22 protein-coding genes and 1 pseudogene are annotated in these 24,539 nt (G+C 66.4%); 6 read left to right on the forward strand and 17 right to left on the reverse strand.

Annotation, left to right across the window (positions count from 1 at the left end):
- Positions 1 to 31 precede the first annotated feature (31 nt).
- The 5 genes from QFZ36_RS05920 to QFZ36_RS05940 form a co-directional block, all read right to left on the reverse strand.
- Positions 32 to 553 (reverse strand): DUF3817 domain-containing protein, encoded by a 522-nt coding sequence (locus QFZ36_RS05920; protein ID WP_306634693.1) that lies wholly within the window; start codon positions 551 to 553, stop codon positions 32 to 34.
- A complete protein-coding gene (locus tag QFZ36_RS05925) occupies positions 550 to 1,410 on the reverse strand; it encodes an SURF1 family protein (RefSeq protein WP_306634694.1) in 861 nt (286 codons plus the stop codon). The genes QFZ36_RS05920 and QFZ36_RS05925 overlap by 4 nt, the downstream gene beginning before the upstream one ends.
- A gap of 61 nt (positions 1,411 to 1,471) precedes the next feature.
- Positions 1,472 to 1,960: a PTS sugar transporter subunit IIA gene (locus QFZ36_RS05930; protein WP_306634695.1), complete on the reverse strand. Its 489-nt coding sequence runs from the start codon at positions 1,958 to 1,960 to the stop codon at positions 1,472 to 1,474.
- Positions 1,961 to 1,999: 39 nt separating this feature from the next.
- Positions 2,000 to 3,739, reverse strand: coding sequence for a glycerol-3-phosphate dehydrogenase/oxidase (locus tag QFZ36_RS05935; protein WP_306634696.1), 1,740 nt, complete (start codon positions 3,737 to 3,739; stop codon positions 2,000 to 2,002).
- A 100-nt stretch (positions 3,740 to 3,839) separates the two neighbouring features.
- Positions 3,840 to 4,976, reverse strand: coding sequence for a GuaB3 family IMP dehydrogenase-related protein (locus tag QFZ36_RS05940; protein WP_306634697.1), 1,137 nt, complete (start codon positions 4,974 to 4,976; stop codon positions 3,840 to 3,842).
- Positions 4,977 to 5,025: 49 nt separating this feature from the next.
- On the opposite strand from QFZ36_RS05940, the gene QFZ36_RS05945 reads away from it, so the two are divergent.
- Complete coding sequence (locus QFZ36_RS05945) at positions 5,026 to 5,673, forward strand: hypothetical protein (protein WP_306634698.1); 648 nt, start codon at positions 5,026 to 5,028, stop codon at positions 5,671 to 5,673.
- A 54-nt stretch (positions 5,674 to 5,727) separates the two neighbouring features.
- Positions 5,728 to 6,264 carry a hypothetical protein gene (locus QFZ36_RS05950; protein ID WP_306634700.1) on the forward strand — a complete coding sequence of 179 codons (537 nt, stop codon included), beginning with the start codon at positions 5,728 to 5,730 and terminating at the stop codon, positions 6,262 to 6,264.
- A gap of 15 nt (positions 6,265 to 6,279) precedes the next feature.
- Here the strand turns inward: QFZ36_RS05950 and QFZ36_RS05955 are convergent, their stop codons facing one another.
- The 8 genes from QFZ36_RS05955 to QFZ36_RS05990 form a co-directional block, all read right to left on the reverse strand.
- Positions 6,280 to 8,139 carry an ABC transporter ATP-binding protein gene (locus QFZ36_RS05955; RefSeq protein ID WP_306634701.1) on the reverse strand — a complete coding sequence of 620 codons (1,860 nt, stop codon included), beginning with the start codon at positions 8,137 to 8,139 and terminating at the stop codon, positions 6,280 to 6,282.
- 38 nt (positions 8,140 to 8,177) lie between these two features.
- Positions 8,178 to 8,690 carry a hypothetical protein gene (locus tag QFZ36_RS05960; protein ID WP_306634702.1) on the reverse strand — a complete coding sequence of 171 codons (513 nt, stop codon included), beginning with the start codon at positions 8,688 to 8,690 and terminating at the stop codon, positions 8,178 to 8,180.
- A gap of 227 nt (positions 8,691 to 8,917) precedes the next feature.
- The gene (guaB, locus tag QFZ36_RS05965; RefSeq protein WP_050054391.1) at positions 8,918 to 10,429 is read right to left on the reverse strand and encodes an IMP dehydrogenase; all 1,512 of its coding nucleotides are present in this window, start codon (positions 10,427 to 10,429) and stop codon (positions 8,918 to 8,920) included.
- A gap of 233 nt (positions 10,430 to 10,662) precedes the next feature.
- A complete protein-coding gene (locus tag QFZ36_RS05970) occupies positions 10,663 to 12,741 on the reverse strand; it encodes an acyltransferase family protein (RefSeq protein WP_373427024.1) in 2,079 nt (692 codons plus the stop codon).
- Positions 12,742 to 12,750: 9 nt separating this feature from the next.
- Positions 12,751 to 13,860 (reverse strand): flavin-containing monooxygenase, encoded by a 1,110-nt coding sequence (locus tag QFZ36_RS05975; protein WP_306634703.1) that lies wholly within the window; start codon positions 13,858 to 13,860, stop codon positions 12,751 to 12,753.
- Positions 13,857 to 14,204: a hypothetical protein gene (locus QFZ36_RS05980; protein ID WP_306634705.1), complete on the reverse strand. Its 348-nt coding sequence runs from the start codon at positions 14,202 to 14,204 to the stop codon at positions 13,857 to 13,859. The genes QFZ36_RS05975 and QFZ36_RS05980 overlap by 4 nt, the downstream gene beginning before the upstream one ends.
- A 95-nt stretch (positions 14,205 to 14,299) precedes the next feature.
- Entirely contained in the window at positions 14,300 to 15,934 is a 1,635-nt protein-coding gene (locus QFZ36_RS05985) for a helix-turn-helix transcriptional regulator (RefSeq protein ID WP_306634708.1), read from the reverse strand.
- Positions 15,935 to 16,046: 112 nt separating this feature from the next.
- Positions 16,047 to 17,570 carry an ATP-dependent DNA ligase gene (locus QFZ36_RS05990; RefSeq protein ID WP_306634709.1) on the reverse strand — a complete coding sequence of 508 codons (1,524 nt, stop codon included), beginning with the start codon at positions 17,568 to 17,570 and terminating at the stop codon, positions 16,047 to 16,049.
- A gap of 59 nt (positions 17,571 to 17,629) precedes the next feature.
- Here QFZ36_RS05990 and QFZ36_RS05995 point away from each other — a divergent pair, with 59 nt between their 5' ends.
- On the forward strand, positions 17,630 to 18,226 hold the full coding sequence (locus QFZ36_RS05995) for a dihydrofolate reductase family protein (RefSeq protein ID WP_306634710.1): 597 nt from the start codon (positions 17,630 to 17,632) through the stop codon (positions 18,224 to 18,226).
- A 5-nt stretch (positions 18,227 to 18,231) separates the two neighbouring features.
- Positions 18,232 to 18,831: a dihydrofolate reductase family protein gene (locus QFZ36_RS06000; RefSeq protein ID WP_306634711.1), complete on the forward strand. Its 600-nt coding sequence runs from the start codon at positions 18,232 to 18,234 to the stop codon at positions 18,829 to 18,831.
- Positions 18,832 to 18,946: 115 nt separating this feature from the next.
- Here the strand turns inward: QFZ36_RS06000 and groL are convergent, their stop codons facing one another.
- Both groL and groES read right to left on the reverse strand, forming a co-directional pair.
- Positions 18,947 to 20,557 (reverse strand): chaperonin GroEL, encoded by a 1,611-nt coding sequence (gene groL / locus QFZ36_RS06005; protein WP_306634713.1) that lies wholly within the window; start codon positions 20,555 to 20,557, stop codon positions 18,947 to 18,949.
- Positions 20,558 to 20,634: 77 nt separating this feature from the next.
- The gene (gene groES, locus QFZ36_RS06010; RefSeq protein WP_050054380.1) at positions 20,635 to 20,931 is read right to left on the reverse strand and encodes a co-chaperone GroES; all 297 of its coding nucleotides are present in this window, start codon (positions 20,929 to 20,931) and stop codon (positions 20,635 to 20,637) included.
- Between the two features lie 224 nt (positions 20,932 to 21,155).
- Between groES and QFZ36_RS06015 the strand changes: the two genes are divergently transcribed.
- A complete protein-coding gene (locus QFZ36_RS06015) occupies positions 21,156 to 22,085 on the forward strand; it encodes a DMT family transporter (protein ID WP_306634714.1) in 930 nt (309 codons plus the stop codon).
- Here QFZ36_RS06015 and QFZ36_RS06020 read toward each other — a convergent pair.
- Positions 22,010 to 22,387, reverse strand: coding sequence for a hypothetical protein (locus QFZ36_RS06020; protein WP_306634716.1), 378 nt, complete (start codon positions 22,385 to 22,387; stop codon positions 22,010 to 22,012). The genes QFZ36_RS06015 and QFZ36_RS06020 overlap by 76 nt on opposite strands.
- A gap of 53 nt (positions 22,388 to 22,440) precedes the next feature.
- Between QFZ36_RS06020 and QFZ36_RS06025 the strand changes: the two are divergent.
- Positions 22,441 to 23,671, forward strand: a pseudogene (locus tag QFZ36_RS06025) (THUMP-like domain-containing protein).
- A 24-nt stretch (positions 23,672 to 23,695) separates the two neighbouring features.
- Here the strand turns inward: QFZ36_RS06025 and QFZ36_RS06030 are convergent.
- Positions 23,696 to 24,514: a shikimate 5-dehydrogenase gene (locus tag QFZ36_RS06030; RefSeq protein WP_306634718.1), complete on the reverse strand. Its 819-nt coding sequence runs from the start codon at positions 24,512 to 24,514 to the stop codon at positions 23,696 to 23,698.
- Positions 24,515 to 24,539 lie beyond the last annotated feature (25 nt).

Raw genomic sequence — 24,539 nt, forward strand, 5'->3', positions numbered from 1 at the left:
CAGCGCGGGCAGGCAGCGCCGCAGTGGCCAATCAGTACCGCTGGGGTGCCTGGGGGTTGGCCGCGAGTTCGGCCTCCACCTCGGCATGGACCTTCTTCTCCACGATGAAGGACAGGAACGGAATAACGCCGCCCAGTGCCAGCAGGACCAACTTCAGGAACGGCCACCGCATCAGCGACCACAGCCGGAAGTTGGAGACCAGGTACACCACGTACATCCAGCCATGGACAATGAGGATGGCCACGGACAGGTTGACGCCGCCCAGCACGCCCTGGGGTTCCGCGTCAGCGAAGCCGAAGCCGAACAGCTGGCCCGTGACGGCGCTGGTGCCGCCGGCGAAGAGGTACTGTCCGAACCCGTACCTGGCGATCAGCTCGGCACAGAGCAGCAGCAGCATGGTGCCCGTGAGATAGGCCAGCACCTTGTAGAACTTCAGGGCGGACCGGATCTGCGCCTCGGTGCCGCCGAAACGGCGCTTCCTGCCGGACGCCTTGCCGCTGGCGTTGCCGGCAGTGTTACTGCCTGCGGGGCTGGCCGGTTTGGGATCAATCATGGTTCTACCTTTTGCTGGTTCGGTTCAGGGTGCTGGTGCTGGCTTGGCTTCGAAGGTGGATGGCTGTCCCCGGCCTCGTCGAGGGCTTCTTCGAGGTCCCGGTGGTAGTCGTCCTTAACCAGCCGCCACCAGATGAAGAGCGCGAAGCCGGCGAAGACAACCCATTCAAGTGAGTAGAAGAGGTTGAGCCAGTTGATTTTCTGGGCGGGCGGCTGCGGACCGATCCCGAGCGGAAGGATGTCTCCCCGCACCGCGGCGGCACTGACGTCCACGCCGCCGGCCACCTCCGCGGTGGCAGCCACGAAGCCGGGATAGCTGCTGACGTCCCAGTAGTTGATGAGTTCCGCCACCGACACCGCTGTGGCCTGCCCGGACGCGGCTGCCGTGCCGGCCACCGGTGCCTCGGACGGCAGGAGCCGCCCTGTGAGTTCAACATTGCCCGACGGCGGGGTGCCGGCATCGGCGGGATCGGCCACCCATCCGCGGGCCACCGGAATCCACGTTTGCGGAGAGGCGGCAACGCCGCTGAGGGCGGGGGCGCCGGAAACGGCGAAGGCGGAAACCACCCAGTAGCCTGTCTTGCCGTCGTGCAGCCTGCCCGGGACCAGGACCTGCTTGGCGGGGTCGTAGGTGCCCTGCGCACTGACCATCTGGTCGGCGTCGGTCCCGTGGAAAAAGTCCCCGGGCTCAAGCGTTTCGGTGAGGGGTTGTACCTGCTCGGTGGCCGGGTTCACCGGGGCTTCCGGCTGGGTGGAGCGGCCGAACTGCCATTGGCTGAGCAGCACGAAGACCCCGGATAGTACGATCGCAAAAACAAAGCCTGCGATCCATCGGGGCTTGAGGGCAGTTTTCCACACGTCTTAACCGTACTTCGTCCCGCTGTAGAACAACTAAACGCCAGATGGCCGGGCCAGGGCGTCAGTGGTCGAAAAACACCAGGCTGGAATTGATGAGCTCGGAGATAACTTCGGCGTCGTAGGCACGCCGGAGCGATTCGCGGAAGGACTCCTTGGACAGCGAACGGGCCAGGGTGGCCAGGACTTCGAGGTGGTCCGAGAACGAGCTGGCCGGGGTGGCGATCAGCAGGATCACCGTGGCCGGGCCGTCGGCGGCACCGAAGTCCAGCGCGTGCCCGTACTTGGTGATGCCCACAGCAATCGAGGTGCGGGACACGTATTCGCTGCGGGCGTGGGGCAGGCCGATGCCGCCCGGAAGCCCGGTGGCCAGCTGGTGCTCCCGTGCGTTGACGTGCTGCAGGAACCCGGGCAGGTCCGATACCCGGCCGGCGGCGAAGAGCCTTTCCGCAAGCTGGGTGGCGGCGTCTGCCTTGTCCGTTGCCTCCAGCTCCAGGATCACCATGTCGGGAGTGGTGAGGTCGGCATCGTACCGGTCAAGTGGTTCCGCCAAGGCGTATCCCTTCAGTGAGGAGCTGGTGCCGCGGGCCCCTCAGCGCAAGGGCACGATATCTTCCACGCCCAGTCGGGCGGCGTCTGCGGATTCGTCGTCCGGCTGTTGCTGGCTCAGGCGTTCCGCCTCCACGCGTGCGATGTAGTGCCTGATCTCGTTTTCGCGTTGGGCCTCGCTCCAGCCAAGGACGTCACCCATCAGTTTAGCGACTACCGGAACGGCTGACACACCGCGGTCCCACGCCTCGATGGAAATTCGGGTCCGCCGCGTGAGGACGTCGTTGACGTGGCGCGCGCCCTCGTGGGTGGCGGCATAGACGGCTTCAGCCTGCAGGTAGTCATCGGCTCCGGGAATCGGTTCAGCGAGGTCCGGGTTTTCCTTGATGATGGCCAGGACTTCGGGGGTCAGCGAACCGTACCGGTTGAGCAGATGTTCGATCCGGGCCACGTGCACGCCGGATTCCTCAGCGGTGCGGTTCCGCCGGTTCCAGGCCGCCTTGAAGCCGCTCGCGCCCAGCAGCGGGATGGTTTCCGTGCAGCTGGGCGGGACACGTTCGTCCATGGTCCGGGTGGCCTCGTCCACGGCGTCCTTGGCCATCACGCGGTAGGTGGTCCATTTTCCTCCCGCCACTACCACCAGGCCGGGAACCGGGTGCGCCACCACATGCTCGCGTGACAGCTTGGCGGTGGAGTCGTTTTCCCCTGCAAGCAGCGGGCGCAGGCCGGCGTAGACACCTTCCACGTCTTCGCGGGTCAGTGGCCGCTTGAGGACCTTGTTGACGTGCTCCAGGATGTAGTCGATGTCCTTGCTGGACGCCGCCGGATGGGCTTTGTCCAGGTGCCAGTCCGTGTCCGTGGTGCCGATGATCCAGTGCCGGCCCCAGGGAATGACAAAGAGCACGGACTTCTCGGTCCGGAGGATCAGGCCCACTGTGGACTGGAAACGGTCGCGCGGGACCACCAGGTGGATTCCCTTGGATGCCCGGACTTTCAGCTGGCCGCGCTCGGTGACCATGGCCTGGGTTTCGTCGGTCCAGACGCCGGTGGCGTTGATGACCTGCTTGGCCCGGATCTTGAACTGTGTCCCGTCCTCATGGTTGACCACTTTGGCGCCCACCACCCGTTCGCCTTCGCGCAGGAAGTCCACCACGGCCATCTGGTTGACCGCGTGGGCACCGTAGTAAGCGGCTGTCCGGATGAGGTTGGCGCAGTATTTCGCATCATCCACCTGGCCGTCGTAGTAACGGATAGACCCCACAAAGGCGTCGTCCTTCAGGCTTGGCGCCGCTCGCAGCGTTCCCCGTTTGCTGAGGTGCTTGTGGAATGGCACTCCTCTGCTGTGGCCGCTGGAAACGGACATCGCGTCGTATAACGCAATTCCTGCGCCAACGTAGGGCCGTTCGAAGAAGGGTTTCGTCAGCGGATACAGGAAGGGCACGGGCCGGGCCAGGTGGGGCGCGAGTTCGGAGAGCAGCAGCCCGCGCTCCTGCAGCGCCTCTTTGACGAGCGCGAAGTCGAGCATTTCCAGGTAGCGCAGGCCGCCGTGGATGAGCTTGGAGGATCGCGAGGAGGTTCCGGCCGCCCAGTCACTGGCCTCAACGATGCCCACGTCCAATCCCCGGGTGACGGCATCCAGGGCAGTTCCGGTGCCCACGATGCCGCCGCCAACAATGAGGATGTCCAGCTCCCGGCCGGGCTCCGCCGTCGCCCTCAGCCGCTCAATGGCAGCCTCCCTGGCTGCAGGTCCCAAGGCTCCGCCGTGATCAGGAAAACTCTTCATTGAACGCCTCCACTGCCGCTAGTCCCGGTCGTGGAACCACACTACTTCGTCGCGGGGCGCTTGGGCAGGGCAGGCAGGGAACGGGCTGCTGCCCCGTGCGTCAGTTTCCTGAGTAGGGGGAAACCACGACGTCGACGCGCTGGAATTCCTTCAGGTCCGAATAGCCGGTGGTAGCCATGGAGCGGCGGAGCGCGCCGATAAGGTTGGACGTTCCGTTGGTGTGGTGGCCGGGGCCGAACAGGACCTCTTCCAAGGGTCCCACCGTGCCGACGTTGACGCGGTCGCCGCGGGGCAATTCGAGGTGGTGTGCTTCCTGGCCCCAGTGCCAGCCCTTGCCTGGCGCCTCTTCGGCGCGCGCCAGCGCATGGCCGAGCATGACGGCGTCGGCGCCCATGGCGATGGCCTTGACGATATCGCCCGAGCTGCCCATGCCGCCGTCGGCAATAACGTGGACGTAACGCCCGCCTGACTCATCCATGTAGTCGCGGCGGGCCGCAGCGACGTCGGAGATGGCCGATGCCATGGGCGAGTGGATGCCCAGGGCACGACGGGTAGTGGTGGTGGCGCCGCCGCCGAAGCCCACCAGGACGCCGGCCGCGCCGGTGCGCATGAGGTGCAGTGCGGGGGTGTAGCCGGCTGCCCCGCCCACGATGACAGGGACGTCCAGCTCGTAGATGAACTGCTTGAGGTTCAGCGGCTCGTGGTCCTTGGACACGTGCTCGGCGGACACGGTGGTCCCGCGGATAACAAAGATGTCGACGCCGGCAGCCAGGACAGTCTTGTAGTGCTCCTGGGTGCGCTGCGGGGTGAGGGAACCGGCCACCGTGACGCCGGCGGCGCGCATCTCGGCCAGGCGGGAGGTGATCAGTTCGGGCTGGATGGGCGCCTTATACAGCTCCTGCATCCGGCCCGTCACGGCGGGGCTGTTGACCTCGTCCTCAAGCGCGCCGATCTCGTCGAGGACGGGCTGCGGGTCTTCGTACCGAGTCCAGAGCCCTTCGAGGTCCAGCACACCCAGGCCGCCAAGCTTGCCCAGGGCGATGGCTGTTGCCGGGGACATCGCCGAGTCCATCGGGGCTGCGATCACCGGCATGCCGAACTGGTAGGCGTCGATCTGCCACGAGACGGAGACGTCCTTGGGGTCGCGGGTACGACGGTTGGGGATAATTGCAATGTCATCCAGGGAGTAGGCACGACGCCCACGCTTGCCACGGCCGATCTCGATCTCGTAAGTCACTGCTCTAGGTTATCCCAGCCGCACTGTTGTCTTTGGCTACAGTGGCTGGATGGGTTCGCGCTGGATCTTCGACGGCCACATTGCCGGCATTGGCACCGGATCGGGCCTGCGGGCAGTGGTGGGAATCTGGAACTCCTCCCCGTTTGGTCCCTTCTCCGACGTTATGGTGCAGGAGCCTTCCGGGCACCGGCTGTTGCTCGCGCCCAGCGAGGAGGTGGCGGACTTCATCTCCGACACCTACGCCTTCGACGAGGTCCGGATTCTGGACGTAAACACCACTTTGGCCCGGGATCTGCTGACGGTCGACGCCGGCGCCCTGGCCGTCCGCTCCCGGCTCGGCGGGAGGACCCTCCTGGGATGCGCGCTGCGGGCCGTGCCACGGCCCCTCGCCGTCCACCCCCGCTGGGTGCGGGCGATCAGCCCGGTTGCCGCCGTCCTCAGCAGCGGGTCCCGTACCTCGGGAACCGCGGGGAGCGGACGGCACGAGTATTACGGCGTGAGTGACCTCCGCAGTATCAGCTCCGCCGTCGTCAGCTGGGACGGCGCCGATGCCGGGGCGTTATCGCCCATCGTGCCGGCAGTGGACTTCGGCTTCAGTAGTGTCCCACCGCGGCCCAGCCTCGCCAGGGTCCGCACCACAGTGGTGGACGCCGGTACAGCCGGGGAGACGTCCCCATCCTGGCGACCTGCGGAATAACGTAGTTTGGGCAGCAGAACCGCTTGGACTGTTGAACAATATTGGGGGAACGCCATGGCGCCAAGAATTTACGGGGCTGACATCAACGGGACTGCAACCAGCACCGCGGGGTTTCCGCAGCTTGCCCTGGGCTACGCCCACCGCCGGGCCCGCGTCTTCTGGTTTTGGTGGATGGGAATGGTCTTCGCCCTCCCTGGTGCGGCGCAGGCCGCCGTGCTGTGGGCAACGGATCAAAACCCGGAGAACGGCCTGGTGCTGGCCGGCCTGGGATTGGGAATTTCAGGCGTGGGCTGGGTATCGGCCATCGGCCCGCGCTTCACGCGGACGGCTCCGCGCCCGGCTGATGACGTGAACCGTGCTGAGCAGTACATCAGGATTGTCCCGGGAACGGCGATCGGCATGGTGGCTGCCATGCTGGTGATCGTGGTGGCTCTGATGGTCGCAACACCGAGGGGAACCTCGCCTGACGTCCTGCCCATTCTGGCGTTCCTGGCTGCCTTTCCAGTGCCCATAGCCGCCGGCATGCTCTACTCCCGGCAGCTCCACCGCGAGCGGGAGCGGCTTTACAGAAGCTGGCTGGAACGCGGCTAAAACAAAATTCCGGACTCAGGCGCCTTCGGATTCCTCCACGGTCAGCTGCGACTCGAACATCCTGAAGTAACGGCCCCGCAGCGCCACGAGTTCGTTGTGCGTGCCCTGTTCCACGATCCGGCCGTCCTCCAGCATGTAGACGATGTCTGCCTTTTCGATGGTCGCCAGGCGATGGCTGATCGCGATGATGGTGCTGTTCCGGTCCGCGAAGAGGCGGGTGAAGATCCGGTGTTCGGCAAGGGCATCGATGGCCGACGTGGGCTCGTCCATCACCATAAAGGAGGCGTCCCGGTAGAAGTTCCGGGCCATCGCCAGCCGCTGCCACTGGCCGCCCGAAAGTCCACTGCCCTTGCGGCCGCGGGGGTCCTCCATCCAGTTGCTGACGTGGTTGTCCAGCCCGTTGGGCAGCCTGGTGATGAAATCCAGCGCCTCGGCATCGCTGGCGGCCCTGCTGATGCGGTCGTCGTCCCGGGGCGACTCGACGTCGCCGAAGTAGATGTTCTCCGCAGCCGTGGCGAACTCGTACTTGAGGAACTCCTGGCTCAGCACTGCGAGGTGGCGGTGCCAGGAGGTGACGTCGACGGCGGCCAGATCCACGCCGTCGAGCATTACCTGCCCGGAGTCCGGGCGGTAAAGGCCTGCCAGGATGCGGATTAGCGTGGACTTCCCGGCGCCGTTCTCCCCCACAATGGCGATGTGCTGGCCTTCGCGGATGGTCATGCTGATGCCGCGGATCACCTCGATGTCGCTGCCCGTGTAGGTGAAGCGGATGTCCTTCAGCTCAACCGTTTCCGGGGATTCCAGCAGCGGTGGGGCGTGCTCCGAGTGCACGGGCAACGCCATAAACAGCTCGTAGTCCTTGAGGTTGGCCAGGTCCTCGTCAATAGAGCTGAGGGAGGAGACCAGGTTGTTGGCCGTGGACAGCGCCCGGCTGACAATCTGCTGGACGTAGAGGAACTGGCCCACAGGTTGCGCCCGGGCGATGATCTGCCCCACCACCCAGATCAGCGAGACAACCTCCGCGCCGTACTGGAGGGCGTCCGCGGCGAGCTGCTTCGGGATGTACCGGCGCTGGAAATCGAGGCGGCGGCGCTCGTCAGCGTCGCGCAGGCGGGACCGGAGGTCCATGAGGAAGCCGACGATTCCGTAGAGACGCATCTCGGCAATGTGCTGCGGCCTGAGCAGGTTCTGCTCGATCATCCGGCGCTGCCGGCGTGAGTCCACCTGCGTGTTCCAGTGCGCGATCTGCTCCCTGGACAGCTTGAACTGCAGGTACACGCTGGGCACGATGGCCACCAGGACAATCACGGCGATCCACCAGCTGACCAGCAGCAGTGCCCCGATAGCAAGGATGACCGAGACGAGCTGGGTGAAGATGGCAGCGATCCGATCCAGTACCCGGGCGTAGGAGTCGGAGAACCTCTTGGCCCGGTCGTACAGGTCAACGGTTTCTTTGTCGTCGTAGCGCCAGAACTCGAGGGCGAGGAACCGCTCGTACATCTGGTCGCCCACGATGGCGCCCACTTTGAAGCTCATCAGCTGCTGGATGTAGCGGTCCACGCTGTTGAACGCACCCCAGAAAAGCCCCAGGGCCGCGGTGATGATGACATAGACAACCGCCAACTGCCCGGCTCCGGCATCGCCCGAATAAGCCGCGGCCAGAGCAGTTGTGGTGAGCGCTGCGAAGTAGGTGGTGATTAGCGGGAGCACCGCCGAGATCAGCGAGCCGAGCACCTTCATGACCACAGCGCCCGGGGAGGCACGGAAACTGACCCTCAGGACCTGGGCAACGGCGCGGGCGTACGGGCGAAGGGCCAGCCGTCGCGAGGGTTCCCGCTTCGGGGCCAGTTCCGCCGGGTGGCGTGATGGGGGCATGGAATCAGCCTAGTGCCGTGCCCCGGGTAAGGCGGGTGTCAGTACTCCTCGCCGTACTCGTAGTCCGGGAAGTCGAAGCAGGCACTGTAGCCCTCGACCCGCAGCGATTCAGGGCCGCCCACGAAGAACACGAACAGGTGAGTGCCGTCGCTGTGCAGAAGGTCGATGCGCCGGGCTCCGCCGGGGGTTTTGCCGTCATCCACCGTCCAGCCGTCCTTGGCCTCCATCAGCTCGACCACCTCATCGAGGATGGCTTCGCGGTCCACACCGGCCCCGACTTCAGCAACAGCGTCCCCGGTCCACTTGCGCCGGTCTCCACCAGTGCAGGGCATGAGTCCGGACGTATCGTGGGCGAACGTGGACAAAACCGCATCGCCGGGCAGCAGCCCCAGGATTTCCTGTTCCGAGGACATGACTTTGGTCTTGGCTGATTCGAGGCTGATGTCCGGGTTCTTTCCATTTCCAGGCTGGCCGCAGGAGGCCACCATTGCTAGGAGTGCTGCCGCTCCGGCCAGGCGCCATGCCGGCGCGGACCTGGGCCTACCGCTCACGGATTTCCGCCAGGATGTCTGCAAGGGCTTCCTCATTCTCGGGATCTGTGGCGGCAATTAGCGGGTGGCTGCTGTTCATCGGCCTGCCGCATCAGGTCCTCAGCGGCCCGCTGCAGGAGCGTGACCGCTGCCCAAACCGTCCCCCAATTGCCGCATGTATATCCATCGAATGTACTTTATCGCTCAAAAAGAAGGGATGGGCAGTAATGCCCATCCCTTCTAAATGATCAGCGGGAGCCGTAGTTCGGCGCCTCGACGGTCATCTGGATGTCGTGCGGGTGCGACTCCTTCAGGCCTGCCGGGGTGATCCGGACAAACTTGCCGCGCGCCTTCAGCTCGGGGACGGTAGGCGCACCGGTGTAGAACATGGTCTGGCGCAGGCCGCCCACCAGTTGGTACGCCACGGAAGCCAGTGGACCGCGGTACGCCACGCGGCCTTCGATGCCTTCGGGAATGAGTTTGTCATCGCCGGAAACGTCGGCCTGGAAGTAGCGGTCCTTGGAGTAGGACGTGTTCTTGCCCCGGGACTGCATGGCGCCCAGGGAGCCCATGCCGCGGTAGGACTTGAACTGCTTGCCGTTGACGAAGATCAGCTCGCCCGGGGACTCATCGCAGCCGGCCAGGAGGGAGCCGAGCATCACGGTGTCGGCGCCGGCAACGAGGGCCTTGCCGATGTCGCCGGAGTACTGGAGGCCGCCGTCGGCGATCAGCGGAACACCGGCCGGGATGGCAGCCTTGGCGGATTCGTAGATGGCGGTGATCTGCGGGACGCCCACACCGGCTACCACGCGGGTGGTGCAGATGGAGCCCGGCCCCACGCCCACCTTGATGCCGTCGGCGCCGGCGTCGATCAGGGCCTGGGCGCCTTCGCGGGTGGCAGCCTGGCCGCCGATGACGTCCACATGCGCTGCAACAGGATCGGACTTGAGGCGGCGGATCATGTCCAGCACGCCCTGCGAGTGGCCGTTGGCGGTGTCCACGAACAGGGCGTCGACGCCGGCATCCACCAGTGCCATGGCGCGCTCCCAGCCGTCCCCGAAGAAGCCGATGGCTGCACCCACGCGGAGGCGGCCTTCGTCATCCTTGGTGGCCAGCGGGTACTGCTCTGCCTTCGTGAAGTCCTTGGTGGTGATCAGGCCCTTCAACCGGCCCTGCTCATCCACCAGCGGCAGTTTTTCGATCTTGTTGGTGGCCAGCTTGTGCGAGGCTTCTTCGCGGCTGATGCCCACGTGCCCGGTGACCAGCGGCATCTTGGTCATCACGTCGCTGACAAGCCGCAGCGGGAAGTCGGACTCCGGCACAAAGCGGGTGTCGCGGTTGGTGACGATGCCCAGCAGGCGGTTGTCCTCGTCCACGACCGGCAGGCCGGACACGCGGTACTGGGCGCACAGGTCATCCAGTTCGCGGAGTGTGGCCTCGGGGCGGATGGTCAGCGGGTTGGTGATCATGCCCGATTCGCTGCGCTTGACGCGGTCCACCTGGTCCGCTTGGTCGGCGATGGACAGGTTGCGGTGCACCACGCCCAGGCCGCCCTGGCGGGCCATGGCGATGGCCATCCTGGACTCCGTCACGGTGTCCATGGCGGCGGAGAGCAGAGGTGTCTGCACGGTGATCCGCTTGGAGATCCGGGAGGAGGTGTCCGCCTCAGAGGGGATGACCTCGGTGTGGCCGGGAAGGAGCAGGACGTCGTCGTAGGTCAGGCCGATGAAGCCAAAGGGGTTGTGTTCGGGCTCGGTCATGAGTGCGCCTCTTACCTTGGTTGCGTGCGGGTAGGGGTTGCAGCCGATGACCAGCCCGTCATTACGGGACTGGCCTGTGCAGAAGATCGTGCAGACCACTACGTGATGCGGCGGTCCGGAGGTCAGAAAGTGTTGAGTAAATATTAGAACCTCGGCGCCGATCCCCCTATTCCATCCGCCCGATGTGAGCAACCGCACGGCCCCAGCACACGGCAGGGCATCACGGGAAAGAATCAGTTCCAGCCTGTCGCGGTGAGGAGGCGCTGCTCAAACATGGGGATCATGGTTTCCACGTAAGTCCGGGTGAGGTGGTTGTCGTCCTTATAGACGTATACATTTCCCACCACCCCGGGGCAGATCCCGCGCGCGCAGATGAAGTCGCTCAGGTCCATCAGGTGCAGGCCGTTGACCTTGCCCCGGTAGCCCTCCAGTGGTGAAGGGTCCGCCAGGGACTCCTCCACGGGAACGCTGCACTCGTGGGCCTCCGCACCGTTGCGCTGGACGCACTCGGGCATGTTGAAGGTGAACCGCGGGTTGTCCCGGATCCCGACAATCTCGATGCCCGCGTCGGCGAACGGGCGGACGCCGTCCAGGTATCCCGGCACCTCTGTCTCGAACGGTGCTTCCTCGTGCGTCAGCGATGCCACGGTGAACACCGCATCCGGCCGGTGTTCCAGGACATAGGCGGCACTGGCATGGTTGTAGGCGTTGCACTCGGCGTTCCGGGTTTCCGATTCGGCCCCGAAGCGGCAGGCAGGCATCAGCAGCGTCACCAGTTCCCAGCCCCGCGCGGCCGCGATGGGGGCGAGGGCACCCAGGTACTGCTGGGAGTGCGAATCCCCCAGGACCACTATGCGCTTGGTCACTTCCCCTTCGGGGACTGCCTGCCGGCAGCCCTCCAAAATGGGGTTGCTGGTGGCATTGGCATCGACGCACGGAGCCTGGATGCCTGCCCAGTCGTTGTCCAGTGCGGCGGGGCCCGGGATGATCCTGGCACCGGCAGCGGGTACCGCGGCGTTCTCCGGGCTGAGCGCGGCCGCCCCCGGCGTGAGCTCCCTCGGCTGGGCCGCCGTCGCGCTTTCCTCTGCGGTGAGCGTGGTCTGCCAGATGGCCACGGGACCTGCCAGCAGGGCGCCGCAGGCGACAATCACGACGGCGGTGCGCCGGGCCCGCAGCTTGGGCCAGTGCCAGTCCCGCAACGGCTTTTCCACGAAGCGCGTGGTGAGGACGGCCAGGACCACGGAGGCGCCGACTATTGCCAGGCCCTGGACCAGGTTGGGTGCCTCCACCCCGGTAGCGGCCAGCGCCAGGACAAGGACCGGCCAGTGCCACAGGTACAAAGCGTAGGAGTTGTCACCGAGTGCCACCAGCGGCTTGCTGCTGAGAATCCTGTCCACGCCGCAGCGGCTGCCGGTCTGCCCGGCGATGATGATCGCGGCCCCCGCCAATTCGGGCCACAGCGCGACGTACCCGGGGAAGGAACGGTCCACGGTCAGCAGCAGGCCGCACGAAACCATGGCGGCCAGCCCGGCCCAGCCCAGCACTACCCGCAGCGCCCGTGCGGGTTTGAGGTACGGCAGCGCGAGGGCCAGCAGGGACCCCAGGGCGAACTCCCAGAGGCGGGCCCGGGTGTCGAAGTAGGCATACGCCTGGTTGGTGGCGGTCTGCTCCACCGAGTACGCGAGCGAAAAGGCAAAGACGGCGCCGAAGACCACCGCCAGCAGGCCGCGGTAGGTCAGGCCGGCACAGGCCGGCACCCGGCGCAGGAGCGCCAGCAGCCCCGCGGCGCCGGCGAAGATCAGCGGCCAGAGGATGAACACCTGGCCCTGGATGGAGAGGGACCAGAAGTGCTGGAGGGGGCTGGCACCGGCATGGTCCTGGGCATAGTAGTCAACTGCAGTATCGGCGAGCAGCCAGTTCTGCCTGTACAGCAGCGATGCCCAGGCCTGGTCCAGTACCTGCGGCCAGCGGCTCTGCGGCAGGATCAGCCAGGTTCCGGCGAGAACGCCCAGGATCACCACGACGGCGGCCGGCAACAGCCGCTTGAACAGGTGCAGCCAGTGCGCCAGGAGTCCGAACGGGCGCCCCGCTTCGGTCTTCCGGACGAAGGACAGCGTAAGCAGGAAGGCGGAGATCAGCAGGAAGATATCCACACCGCCGGACACCCGGCCCAGCCACACATGGTAGGCAACCACCATCAGCACGGCGAGCGCCCGGAGCCCCTGCACCTCGGGCCGGAAAGTTGGTTTCCGGCCCCTGGTACTGCCTCCGGGCAGCGGCTTGGCTGCAGCCCCTGTTCTCGCTACCGACACAAATAGACCTCACTGGTGCATAGGCAAAACATCGATTCTACCCAGTTGGGGAATTTTCCCTGCCAGGTACCGCGCGTCGCGGCTTCCTCCCGGAAGCGTTGCGGATGCTGCCGCGTACAAAAATTCCTGCCCCAGGAAGAACAATCCCGGCGTATCAAGCGCCACGCCGCGGTGCTGCCGCGGCAGCGCACCGTCCTCGAGCAGGTCCGGATCGACCCAGCTGAAGTCGTCCCGGAAACCGGTGCACCAGATGACGTTGGCGGCGTCCAGCCGGGTGCCGTCCGCCAGGACGGGCTTGCCGTCTTCCACGCCGGTGACCCGTGGCACCAGCCGGACGCCGGCGGCGGCCAGGTCCTTGGTCTTGGTCCTGATCAGGGGCGCAGCGTGTGCCTTGAACGCCGGTGCTGCCTTGCGTCCCACCGGCGTGTCGAGGTTGAGGACGTGCAGGCCGAGGAAGCGCACCACCGGCAGTACGAAGCGGGCGGCTGCCCGGCCGTGCTTCACCGGCAGTTCGCCCCCAGGCTTTCCCGCAATCGTGGTGGGGTGCGTCCTGCAAACTTCGAGGGCGATCTCCGCTCCTGAATTTCCCACCCCCACCACCAGGACCGGGCCGTCCTGCAGTTGGCCGGGATTCCGGTAGTCACTGGAGTGGAACTGGACGGTGGAAGGTGCCAACCCGGCACCGAAGGCGGGAACCTTGGGAGCCTGGCTGACCCCGGTGGCAACGACGGCATTGCGCGCCTCCCAGCGGCGGCCGTCGCCGGACGCTGCGAGGAAGTGGCCATCCTCCCGCCACAGGCGCTCCACCCGGGTGCCGTGAAGCACGGGCAGGGCGTTCCGTTCCGCGTAGCCCTCCAGGTATCCGGCCAGTTCATCCTTGGTGGGGAAGGACAGCGGGTCTGCCGGGAACGGCTCGCCGGGCAGCCCGTCATACTTTGCGGGGGTGAATACCCGGAGCGAATCCCAGCGCTGGCGCCAGGCGTCGCCGGTGCGGCGGTTCGCGTCGAGGATGAGGAAGTTCCGTTGCTGCTTCTTCAGGTGGTGGCCCAGGGCGAGGCCGGCCTGGCCGCCGCCGATAATGATCGTGTCCAGCATGCCGGTCACGTTGCTGTTGTTCATGGCTTTACTCCTATTTCACTGGCGGGGATGCCTGCGGCTGAATCTTCCTGTTGTCCCGCCGGCCCGGTTGCTCCGCGCCGGCTGCCCGGTTCCCTGTAGCGCAGCCACCAGGCAAGCATCAGGGCGGAGGCCAGGACGTAGGCGAAGTGGAGGACCCAGATTGGTCCGGCCGGGAGGTGGAACACGTAAACCGAGTGCACAACGTTCGCCACATTGCTCAGGACCAGGTTCCCCAGGCTGTAGGAGGCGAGGTCACGCGTGCGGGCGGCTTTGGCCAGCATCGGCAGCATTCCTGCGGCAAACAGCACCGTGGAAAGCGTGCCGGCAAGGACTGGAAGGTTCATGCTTTGAGGCTATGACTGGGGCCTGCTGCTCCGCGTCGCCCAAATCATGCAGATTGCGCGCCGGGCCTATGGGTATTTTTATGCAGTCCCTGGCATTATCCCGCGAGTCCGTGCTCAAAGGCATACCTGGTGGCAGCGGCCCGGGAGGACAGGCCCAGCTTCAGGAAGATGTTGCTGATGTGCCGGGCTACGGTCTTCTCGCTGAGATAGAGTTCCGCGGCGATGGCCCGGTTCCCCTTGCCGGTGGCAACGAGCCGAAGCACTTCGGTTTCCCTCGGGGACAACGGTCCCTTGGCGCCGTCTGCGCCTTCCCGCATGAGCGACGCCGCCCAGGCGGCCCCCGGAGCTGCGCCCAGTTCCAGGAACTCCGCTTCTGCGGCCTCGAAGTCCATCAGCGCCGACGCCTCGTCGCCAAGGGCCCGGCAAGCACACCCGATCAGGACGCGGCAGCGCGCGGCTTCGTACGGCACACCGAGTTGCCGCCACAGCTTCCAGGCCTGCCGGACGGCTGGTGCGGCACCCGCCGGATCACCTTCGGCGAGCCGGACCCCGCCCTCGGCCTGGCCGGCAACCGCGCGGACCATGGGCATGGGGCATTCCCGGGCAAAGGCTGCCAGCTCGTCCGCGCCGCGGCGCGCCGCCTCAATATCGGCGGCGGCGAGCTCGATCTCCACCAGGGCTGGCAGTAAATGGCGCCGGGTGGCGGTGTCCGCAACGCCGGCAGCCCTTTGGATCATGGACTGCGCCTGCTTCGCGTCCCCGCGCGCCAGGGAGAGGAGCGCAAGGCCAGGCTGTGGCTCATAGCCGCTTCGGGCCGCTTCCCGGTATGAAGCTGCGGCTGCGTCCAGATCGCCGCTGAGCCGCTGCACTTCCCCCTGCTGGTAGTAGCCCCCGTACAGTGCCTGGGGATCACCCTGGGTGGAACGGCCTTGGGCTATGGCCGCCGCCGCCAGCGCCTCGGCCCAGGCCCCATGCAGCCGGAAGAGCTCTGCCCGGTGTGACTGGCACTGGCCACTGAACGTGACCATGTCGGGGCGGTTACGGCACCAGCGGTCAAGTGCCGCCGTCCATTCCAGTGCCCGTTCCAGGTCGAAGGCCAGGTGGCAGTTGCCGATGACTGCACAGTAGACAATCCCGGCCGGGATTGCGGACAGTTCTCCGGCCGTCACGGCCACCATAACCTCGTCGAACATTCGAAGGCCCTCGTCGTTGTGCCCGAGCATGAGGTTCGCCTGGCCCAAACCGATGAGGGCCAGCGCCGACAGGTCTTTGTCCTGGAACCTTTGGCCAATGTCCGCAACCTGGGCGAAAGCCTCCAAGGCGCCGGCAGGGTCACCGCCGTAGAGCTTGCCCAGGCCTACCGGCACAAGCAGGAACCCCTGGACGGCGTGTGGCCCGTCCAGCTCATCCGAGAGCCGTTGCCCCCGGGCGAACCATCCGCCGGCCCGGGACATTTCGCCAAGATGCATCAGCTGCATCCCCATCCAGCCGGCGCACCGGACGGCTCCAACGATGTCGCCGACAACCAGGTACTCTTCGTGGGCGCGGGTGAGGGTGTCCAGTCCTGTGGCCGTGTTGCCGGTCAGAATCTCGGCGGTGGCGAGCCGTTCCAGGTCAGGTGCCGGCAGGCCGCCCCGTTGGTCGGCGTCGCGGAAGTTTTCAAAGGCCTCGGTCCAGCGGTTTTCGCGGAACGCTGACCTGCCCTGGTCGATGCCCGTCTCAGCTGACACCAGGCCTCCTTTCGGATACCACCCGCCCGGCCGGACGCCGTCGTCGCGCTTTGCACGCAACGGCACTTAAGCGCCACGGTACGCCCGCGGCAAAGGTAGAACAAGCGTCTGGTCAGGAACGGAGCAGCCCACGCAGGGTCTGGATGGTGTCCGCCTCGGCAACCGTTTTGTCGTCGCGGTAGCGCTTGACGCGTGCGAACCGGAGGGCGATTCCGCCCGGATAGCGCGACGACTGCTGCACGCCGTCGATGGCGATTTCCACAACGGTGACGGGTTCCACCCACACGGTGCCCGCAGTGCGGCGCACCTCGAGCTCCTGGAACCGCTCCGTCTGCCACTGCAGCAAAGCGTCGGTGAGTCCTTTAAAGGTCTTTCCCACCATCACGTAACCGCCGGGTTCGCCGAACGCGCCTGCGGGGTCCAGGGCGCCGAGGTGCAGATTGGAGAGCAACCCGGTGCGCCGTCCCGATCCCCACTCGCAGGCAAGCACCACCAGGTCGTAGGTGAGCACCGGCTTCACCTTGACCCAGTTGGAACCGCGTCGGCCGGCCGCGTAGGCCGATCCCACTGCCTTCACCATCACACCCTCGTGGCCGGCGGCGAGCGCATCCCGGGAGACCTGTCCGGCAACCGCGGCATCGGCGGTGACAGTCCCCGGGATCCGGTGCCCGGGGGCGATGCGTTCGAGCACGCCGATGCGCGTGGACAGCGGCTCGTCCAGCAGGTCCCGCCCGTCAATATGCAGCACGTCGAAGAACCACGGGTGCAGCAGGGTGGTGCGCGCCGCATCGGCCCCGAACCGGGACATGGTCTCCTGGAACGGCCGGGGCCCGCCGTCCTCATCCAGGGCAAGGGTCTCGCCGTCGAGGATCACGTCGCGCACCGGCAGTCCGCGCACTACGTCCACCACTTCGGGCAGCCGGTGGGTTACCTCGGCCAGGGTGCGGGTGTAGATACGGACATCGTCCCCAACGCGGTGCACCTGGATGCGCGCGCCGTCGAGCTTGTATTCCACCGACGCTTCCCCGGTGACCTCCAGCGCCGCATCCACGCTGGCCGCGGTCGCTGCGAGCATGGGCTGGACGGGACGGCCGACGACGAGGCCGACGTCGTCCAGCTCGGTTTCCGTACCGGTGAGCGCCAGCAGGGCGGTCCCGCCCAGATCGCCGGAGAGCATGGCCGCGCGGCGTACGGCGTTGACGGGACGGCCGGCGGCGCGGGCCACGGCGTCCGTCAGGACGCCCTCCAGCGCACCGGTCCGCAGTTCTCCCAGCAGTACCCCGGCGATGAATGCCTGCTCGCGTTCGGTGGCTGCCGCGGTGAGCGTCCGCAGGGTCGCGGCCCGCTCCGCGGCGGATCCGGCACCGGCAGCGGCCAGCAGCCGGTCCAGCGCAGCGTCGAGGTCTGCCACGGTAAGGCCGGGCTCAGCAGCCGGCTCCCCCATCGCCGCTGACATCCCACGCCAGCCGATCCCCACCCGGCCCTGGCGCGGCCTGGCACTCAGCAGGCCCACCGCCGTCGGAATCTCCGCGGGGTCCAGCCGGCGCAGCAGGTCCGCCAACGCCTCCACCTTCGCGAGCCGGGAGCGGGTGGACGCGACGGCGTCCGCGGTCTTCACAAGCTCGTCGAGCAGCATGGGATCAGTCTGCCACGCGGGCTCTGGACAGCACCCGGCGGCTGCCCCACACTGGACGCGTGGGAATCATCGTCGCGAACCTGTTCCTTACCCTTGACGGCGTGTACCAGGCGCCAGGCGGCCGAGAAGAGGACACTGAGGGCAACTTCGCCTTCGGCGGCTGGCAGGCGCCGGTGTCCGATGATGAGGCCGGCGCGGCCATCGGCCAGGAGATCGCCAAGATTGACGCGCTGCTGCTCGGCCGGAAAACCTATGACATCTTCGCCGCCTACTGGCCCCACCAGTCCGACGAAATCGGGGGGACGCTCAACCGGGTGCCCAAGTTCGTCGTGTCCAAGAGCCTGACCGCGCCTGGCTGGGAGGGCACTACGGTACTGCCGGATGCCACGGCGGCAGGCAGGCTGCGCGAGGAGTACGGCGAGGTGCACATGTTCGGCAGCGGCGTCCTCATCCGTTCACTGCTCGCAGCCGATGTGCTGGATCGGCTCCACGTCTGGCTCTACCCAGTCACGTTGGGGCAGGGCAAGCGCCTCTTCGACGCCGGGACCATCCCCGCCTCATTCCGCCTCGCGGAACCTGCGCGCAGCTTCCCGAAGGGGGCTGTGTCACTGGTGTATGAGCGCGCGGGCGACGTTGAGACGCAGGAGATGGGCTAGCCGCGTTGGGCAAGGTCATCGCAGCCATCACCACATCCGTTGACGGCTTCATCACCGGCCCCGACGACGGACCCGGACTCGGCCTGGGCAAGGGCGGCGAACGGCTGCACTACTGGGTGATGGGCGGCCCATGGACCTACGAGGGCGGACATGACTTCGCGATGCACGGCCCGGACAAAGATTTCTACGACGAACTTGTTGCGGGTTTGGGTGCCGGCATTGTGGGCCGCGGCATGTATGACGCTGCAGGAGCATGGGGAGGGACCAACCCGTTCCCCGGCCCGCTGATGGTGCTCACCCACCGTGTGGAGGACCAGCCCGCGGCTGCGTCGGGGTTCACGTTCGTGTCCGGGTTTGAGGAGGCCCTGGCGCAGGCTGCTGCAGCGGCCGGCGGCAAGGACGTGTCCATCGGCGGCGGCGCAGACGTGATCCGGCAGGCGCTGGCCGCCGGGCGGGTTGACGAACTGGTGCTCTCGACGGCACCGGTGGTCCTGGGCGCAGGGAAGCGCCTGTTCGACGGCTTCCATCATGACATCGACCTCGAAATCGTCAGGACTGTCAGCTCCACATTTGCCACCCACGTGCGTTATGCCGTGAAAAAGTAGGGAGCACAAAAAACCGGCCCAGCAGACGCTGGACCGGTTTTTTCGTGCATGGCTATGGGCCCACGCCGTCCGGGTTCCCTGACCGAGCGAAGCGAGGTGAGGGAGACGGTGGGGACTAGTGCCTGTGGCCTGCGTGCTCGTCTTCCTCGGCAGGCTTCTCTGCTACAAGGGTCTCGGTGGTGAGAACCAGGGCAGCGATGGACGCTGCGTTGCGGAGGGCTGCGCGGGTGACCTTGACGGGGTCGATCACGCCGGCGGCGATCAGGTCCTCGTACTCGCCCGACTTGGCGTTGAAGCCGTTGTTGGTTTCGAGCTCGGCAACCTTGGAGGTGATGACGTAGCCGTCGAAGCCGGCGTTCTGGGCGATCCAGCGCAGCGGCTGGACCAGTGCGCGGCGAACGATCCCGACTGCGGCAGCAGCGTCACCCTCAAGGGCCTTGACTGCAGGGTCCTCATCCAGTGCCTTGAGGGCGTGGATCAGGGCAGAGCCGCCACCGGCCACGATGCCTTCTTCGAGGGCAGCGCGGGTGGAGGACACAGCGTCTTCGATGCGGTGCTTCTTTTCCTTCAGCTCAACCTCGGTGGCTGCGCCGACCTTGATGACGCCGATGCCGCCGGCCAGCTTGGCCAGGCGTTCCTGGAGCTTTTCGCGGTCCCAGTCGGAGTCGGTGCGGGTCAGCTCGGCGCGCAGCTGTGCCACGCGGGCTGCCACGTCCTCAGATGAACCGGCGCCGTCAACGATGGTGGTGTTGTCCTTGGTGACCGTGATGCGGCGGGCAGTACCCAGCACCTCGAGGCCAACGGTGTCCAGGCTCAGGCCCAGCTCCGGCGAAACAACCTGTGCACCGGTGAGGGTGGCGATGTCCTGGAGCATGGCCTTGCGGCGGTCGCCGAAGCCCGGAGCCTTGACGGCAACGACGTTCAGGGTACCGCGGATGCGGTTGACGATCAGCGTGGACAGGGCCTCGCCGTCAATGTCTTCAGCAATGATGAACAGCGGCTTGCCGGCCTGGAGGGCCTTCTCCAGCAGCGGCAGGAATTCCTGCAGCGAGGAGATCTTGCCCTGGTTGATCAGGATGAGGGCGTCTTCGAGGATGGCTTCCTGGCGGTCCGCATCCGTGATGAAGTACGGGGACAGGTAGCCCTTGTCGAACTGCATGCCCTCGGTGAGGACCAGTTCGGTCTGGGTGGTGGAGGATTCCTCGATGGTGATCACACCATCTTTGCCGACCTTGCCGAAGGCTTCAGCCAGGAGCTCGCCAATCTCGTCGCTCTGGGCGGAGATGGCTGCAACGCTGGCCACCTGGGTGCCTTCGACGGGACGGGCGTTCTCCAGCAGACGGGCGGCGACGGCTTCCACGGAAACCTCGATGCCGCGCTTGATCTGGCCGGGAGCGGCGCCTGCCGCTACGTTGCGCAGGCCTTCCTTGACCAGGGCCTGTGCCAGGACCGTTGCGGTGGTGGTGCCGTCGCCGGCAACATCGTTGGTCTTGGTGGCAACTTCCTTGGCCAGCTGAGCGCCAAGGTTCTCGTAGGGGTCGTCCAGTTCCACTTCGCGGGCAATGGTGACGCCGTCGTTCGTGATGGTGGGCGCGCCCCACTTCTTGTCCAGGACGACGTTGCGGCCGCGCGGGCCCAGCGTCACCTTGACGGTGTTGGCGAGCTTATCGATGCCGGCTTCAAGAGACCGGCGGGCAGCGTCGTTAAACGCAAGCTGCTTTGCCATGGTTCAGTCCTTTCAAGACAGAACCCCGCGCAGCTGACCAGCAGAAGGCATGACCAGCGGCACGGGGATCCGAAGAGTTACTTTACGACGATCGCCAGGACGTCGCGGGCGGACAGCACGAGGTATTCGGTGCCGCTGTGCTTGACTTCGGTTCCGCCGTACTTGGAGTAGATAACAACGTCGCCTTCAGCAACGTCGAGCGGGACGCGGTTGCCGTTGTCGTCAAAGCGGCCGGGGCCTACTGCAACAACTTCGCCTTCCTGGGGCTTCTCCTGCGCGGAGTCCGGGATGACCAGGCCGGAAGCCGTGGTCTGCTCGGCTTCGAGCGGGCGGACAACAATACGATCCTCAAGAGGCTTAATAGAGACCGACACTCGGACCTCTCCTTTTCGTCAGCAAATTCGTGGACTGGAAAGCTTCCCGCCGTGGCTGGCAAACCGTCGTCGCGGTGCCGGCAGCAGCCTGGCTGGCAGCTCTTCATGTATTAGCACCCTCCTAGGGAGAGTGCTAATGAAGACTCTATGTAAGGGTTAGCACTCGGTCAAGGCGAGTGCCAGCGTTTCGTCATCTGCGAACCCTCCATGTGTACATTTGACCGGTGCGAGCCGCTGCCTATCTGATCCTTGCCACCCTCTTCTGGGCCGGAAACTTCGTCGTCGGCCATGCCGCCATGGAAACCATGCAGCCGCTGCAGCTGACCTACTGGCGGTGGACCCTGGCAGCGGTGCCGCTGCTGGTACTCGCCCACACGGTGGAGCGGCCGGACTGGCGGAGCGTGCTGCGCCGCTGGCCGGTCCTGCTGCTCCTGAGTTCCCTGGGCATGAGTGCCTACACGCTGCTGCTGTACAGCGCCCTGGGCCACACCTCAGCCCTGAACGCCTCGCTGGTGACGGCTGCCAACCCTGCGCTGATTGTGGTGCTGGCCGTGGTCCTGCTGCGCGACAGGCCGCGCCCGCTGGGGTGGGCGGGGATCGGGCTGGGCCTGGCCGGCGTCCTGCTGGTGCTCACCGGCGGCGACATCCACCGGCTGCTGACCTTCTCCATCAACAGGGGCGAACTGCTGATCCTCGCGGCCATCACCGTGTGGGGCCTGTACACCATCCTCGGGCGCAGGGTTGATGTACCCCCGATCACGTCCACTGCAGTACAGGTGGCGCTGGCCGCCGTCGTCCTCAGCCCGCTGGCCCTCATCACCGGCGCCGGCCTGCCCCGGACAGCACCGGAGGGCTGGTCCCTTGCCTACATCGCCCTGTTTCCGTCGCTGGGTTCCTACCTGCTCTGGAACCTTGCCCTGAAACGCACCACGGCGGCCAATGCGGGCAACTACCTGAACCTCATTGCCGTGTTCACTGCGATTATCACTGTTGCCCTGGGGCAGCCCATCACCCTTCCGCAGGTTCTGGGCGGCGTCCTGGTGATTTCGGGAGTCCTGCTGACGAGCGCCGGCGGCCCTCAGCGTCCGAGGTCTTCGAAGTCGACGTCCTCGCCGCCGTCGCCCTCGTCCGGCGCGGAATTCCGCCCGCGGTAAAGGACCGCGCCTGCCGCTGCAGTGGCCAGCAGGGCGGCCACCAGCACGGCAATGCTTCCGGCGCGGGCGCCGTCGTAAAGTCCGCGGATGTCCTGCGCTTCCTGCGTGTCCCCCGAAATGTCGTTGCCGCCTACGGAGTAGACGGTGGCGTTGAAGGTATCCAGGAAGAAGATCACCACCAGGAGCGCGATGCACACCACCGCCACCAGGGCGCCGGCAATCAATGCCGTCCGGGCGAATCCGGCGGGGCCCCTGTCCTTGGCTGGTTCTTCGGACTGCCGGGGGCCTGCGCTCTCTTCCATGGTTTCAACACTATCCGCATCCCGCCGGGACCTCCTCCACTAGGCTGGAACGCATGCCTCACGCTTCCCAGGACCAGATCGCGCCGCTGCTCACCTCCCGAAGGCTGGGATCTGCTGGCGTCCCTGGGCCCGTATCGGGAGGACACATCCTTCGAGCTCAACTCGGCGCTGCGCAAGGCCGGCCACTCCCCCGAACTGGTCTCCGCCGTCCTGACCCAGTCCAGGCTCCGCACCAAGGCCGAAGCTAAGTTCGGCGAGTTCGCCCGCAGCATGCTGTTTACCCAGGCGGGACTGGAACAGGCAACCCGGTTCACCGTTGCCGCGCGCCACGCGCAGCGGTTCGCCGAAGCAGGAATCCGCCACGTGGCGGACCTGGGGTGCGGCCTCGCGGCCGACTCGCTGGCGCTGGCGTCGCTGGACATCAACGTCACCGCTGTGGAGATGGATGAGACGACGGCGGCCTGCGCCACGGTAAACCTGATTCCGTTCTCCAATGCCACGGTGGTCCACGCGGACGCCACTTCCGTTTCACTGGACGGGATCGACGGCGTCTGGCTGGATCCTGCCCGCCGGGTCACCTCCACGTCCGGCACCAAGCGCATCTGGGATCCCGAGGCCTTTTCGCCGCCGCTGTCCTTTGTTGAGTCCCTCGCGGCGTCCGGCAGGGCCGTCGGGGTCAAGATGGGGCCGGGCATGCCGCATGATTCCGTACCGGCCGGCTGCGAAGCCCAATGGGTTTCCGTGGCCGGGGACGTGACCGAGGTAGCACTGTGGTTTAACGCCGTGCGCAGGCCCGGCATCCGCCGGGCCGCCCTGGTCCTGGGTGCCGGCGGTGCGGCCGAACTGACCAGCCTTGAGGACTTCGGCGCCGGCCCTGCCGCCCCGCTGGGCCCGGTGGAGGGCTACCTCTACGAGCCTGACGGCGCGGTGATCCGCGCAGGGCTGGTGGCCGACGTCGCGCTTCAACTGGGCGGGCACCTGGTGGACGAACACATCGCCTACATCTGTGCCCCGCAGCTCGTGGACACGCCCTTCGCCCGGGCCTACAAGATCCTGGAAGTGATGCCCTACAACGTCAAGGCGCTCAAGGCATGGGTGAAGGCCGAGGGCATCGGTGTGCTGGACATCAAGAAGCGCGGCACTGCCATCACGCCCGAGGAACTGCGCAAGCAGCTGCTTCCTGCGGGGAAGGCAGCCGCGAAAAAGGCCGGCAACAAAACGGCCACCCTGGTCCTGACCCGGATCGGGGAGGACCGGGTGGTCATGGTGGTGGAGCCGGTCTAGGGCGCTGCTGTCCCGCGCCTGCCGCTACTGGGCGCGCATGAACTCCTCGGCCGCGCGGACCTGTTCAGGGGTGGGCCGTACGCCGGTGTAGAGCACAAACTGCTCCAGCGCCTGGATGGTGGCCACTTCCGCTCCGGTGATTACCGGCTTTCCGGCGGCACGTGCTGCCTTGACCAGCGGGGTTTCGGCGGGCAGTGCCACCACGTCGAAGACCACCTGGGCGGCGTCGATGGTTTCCTGCGGGAAGGCCAGGCTGTCCACCTCGCGTCCCCCTGCCATACCGATAGGAGTGACGTTGATGATGAGGTCCGCTGTTCCGCCGTCAAGCTCCGGACGCCACTGGAAACCGTACTGTGCGGCGAGTGCGCGGCCGGTGGTTTCGTTGCGCGCGAGGACTGTGACGTCGCTGAACCCGGCGTCCCGAAGCGCGGCCACCGTCGCTTTGGCCATGCCGCCGGCGCCCTGGACCAGCACTGAGTAGTTGGTGGGCACGGAGTTGGACGCGAGGAGCTGTTCGATCGCGGTGTAGTCCGTGTTGTAGGCCTTGAGATGCCCGTCCGTGTTCACGATGGTGTTGACGGAGTCGATGGCCTTGGCCGAGCGGTCCATCTCGTCCACGAGGGCGATCACGTCCTCCTTGTACGGCATGGAGACGGCGCAGCCGCGGATGCCCAGCCCGCGGACCCCCGCGATGGCCTGCTCAAGGTTGGTGGGGGCGAACGCCTTGTAGATCCAGTTCAGGTCCAGCTGCTCGTAGAGGTGGTTGTGGAACCTGGTCCCGTTGTTGCTGGGCCGGGCCGAGAGCGAGATGCAGAGGGTCATGTCTTTATTCAGAATGGGCACCTGACCATTTAACCCGTTCCGCCCA

It is taken from the genome of Pseudarthrobacter siccitolerans (genome assembly GCF_030823375.1).
Lineage (GTDB): Bacteria > Actinomycetota > Actinomycetes > Actinomycetales > Micrococcaceae > Arthrobacter > Arthrobacter siccitolerans_A.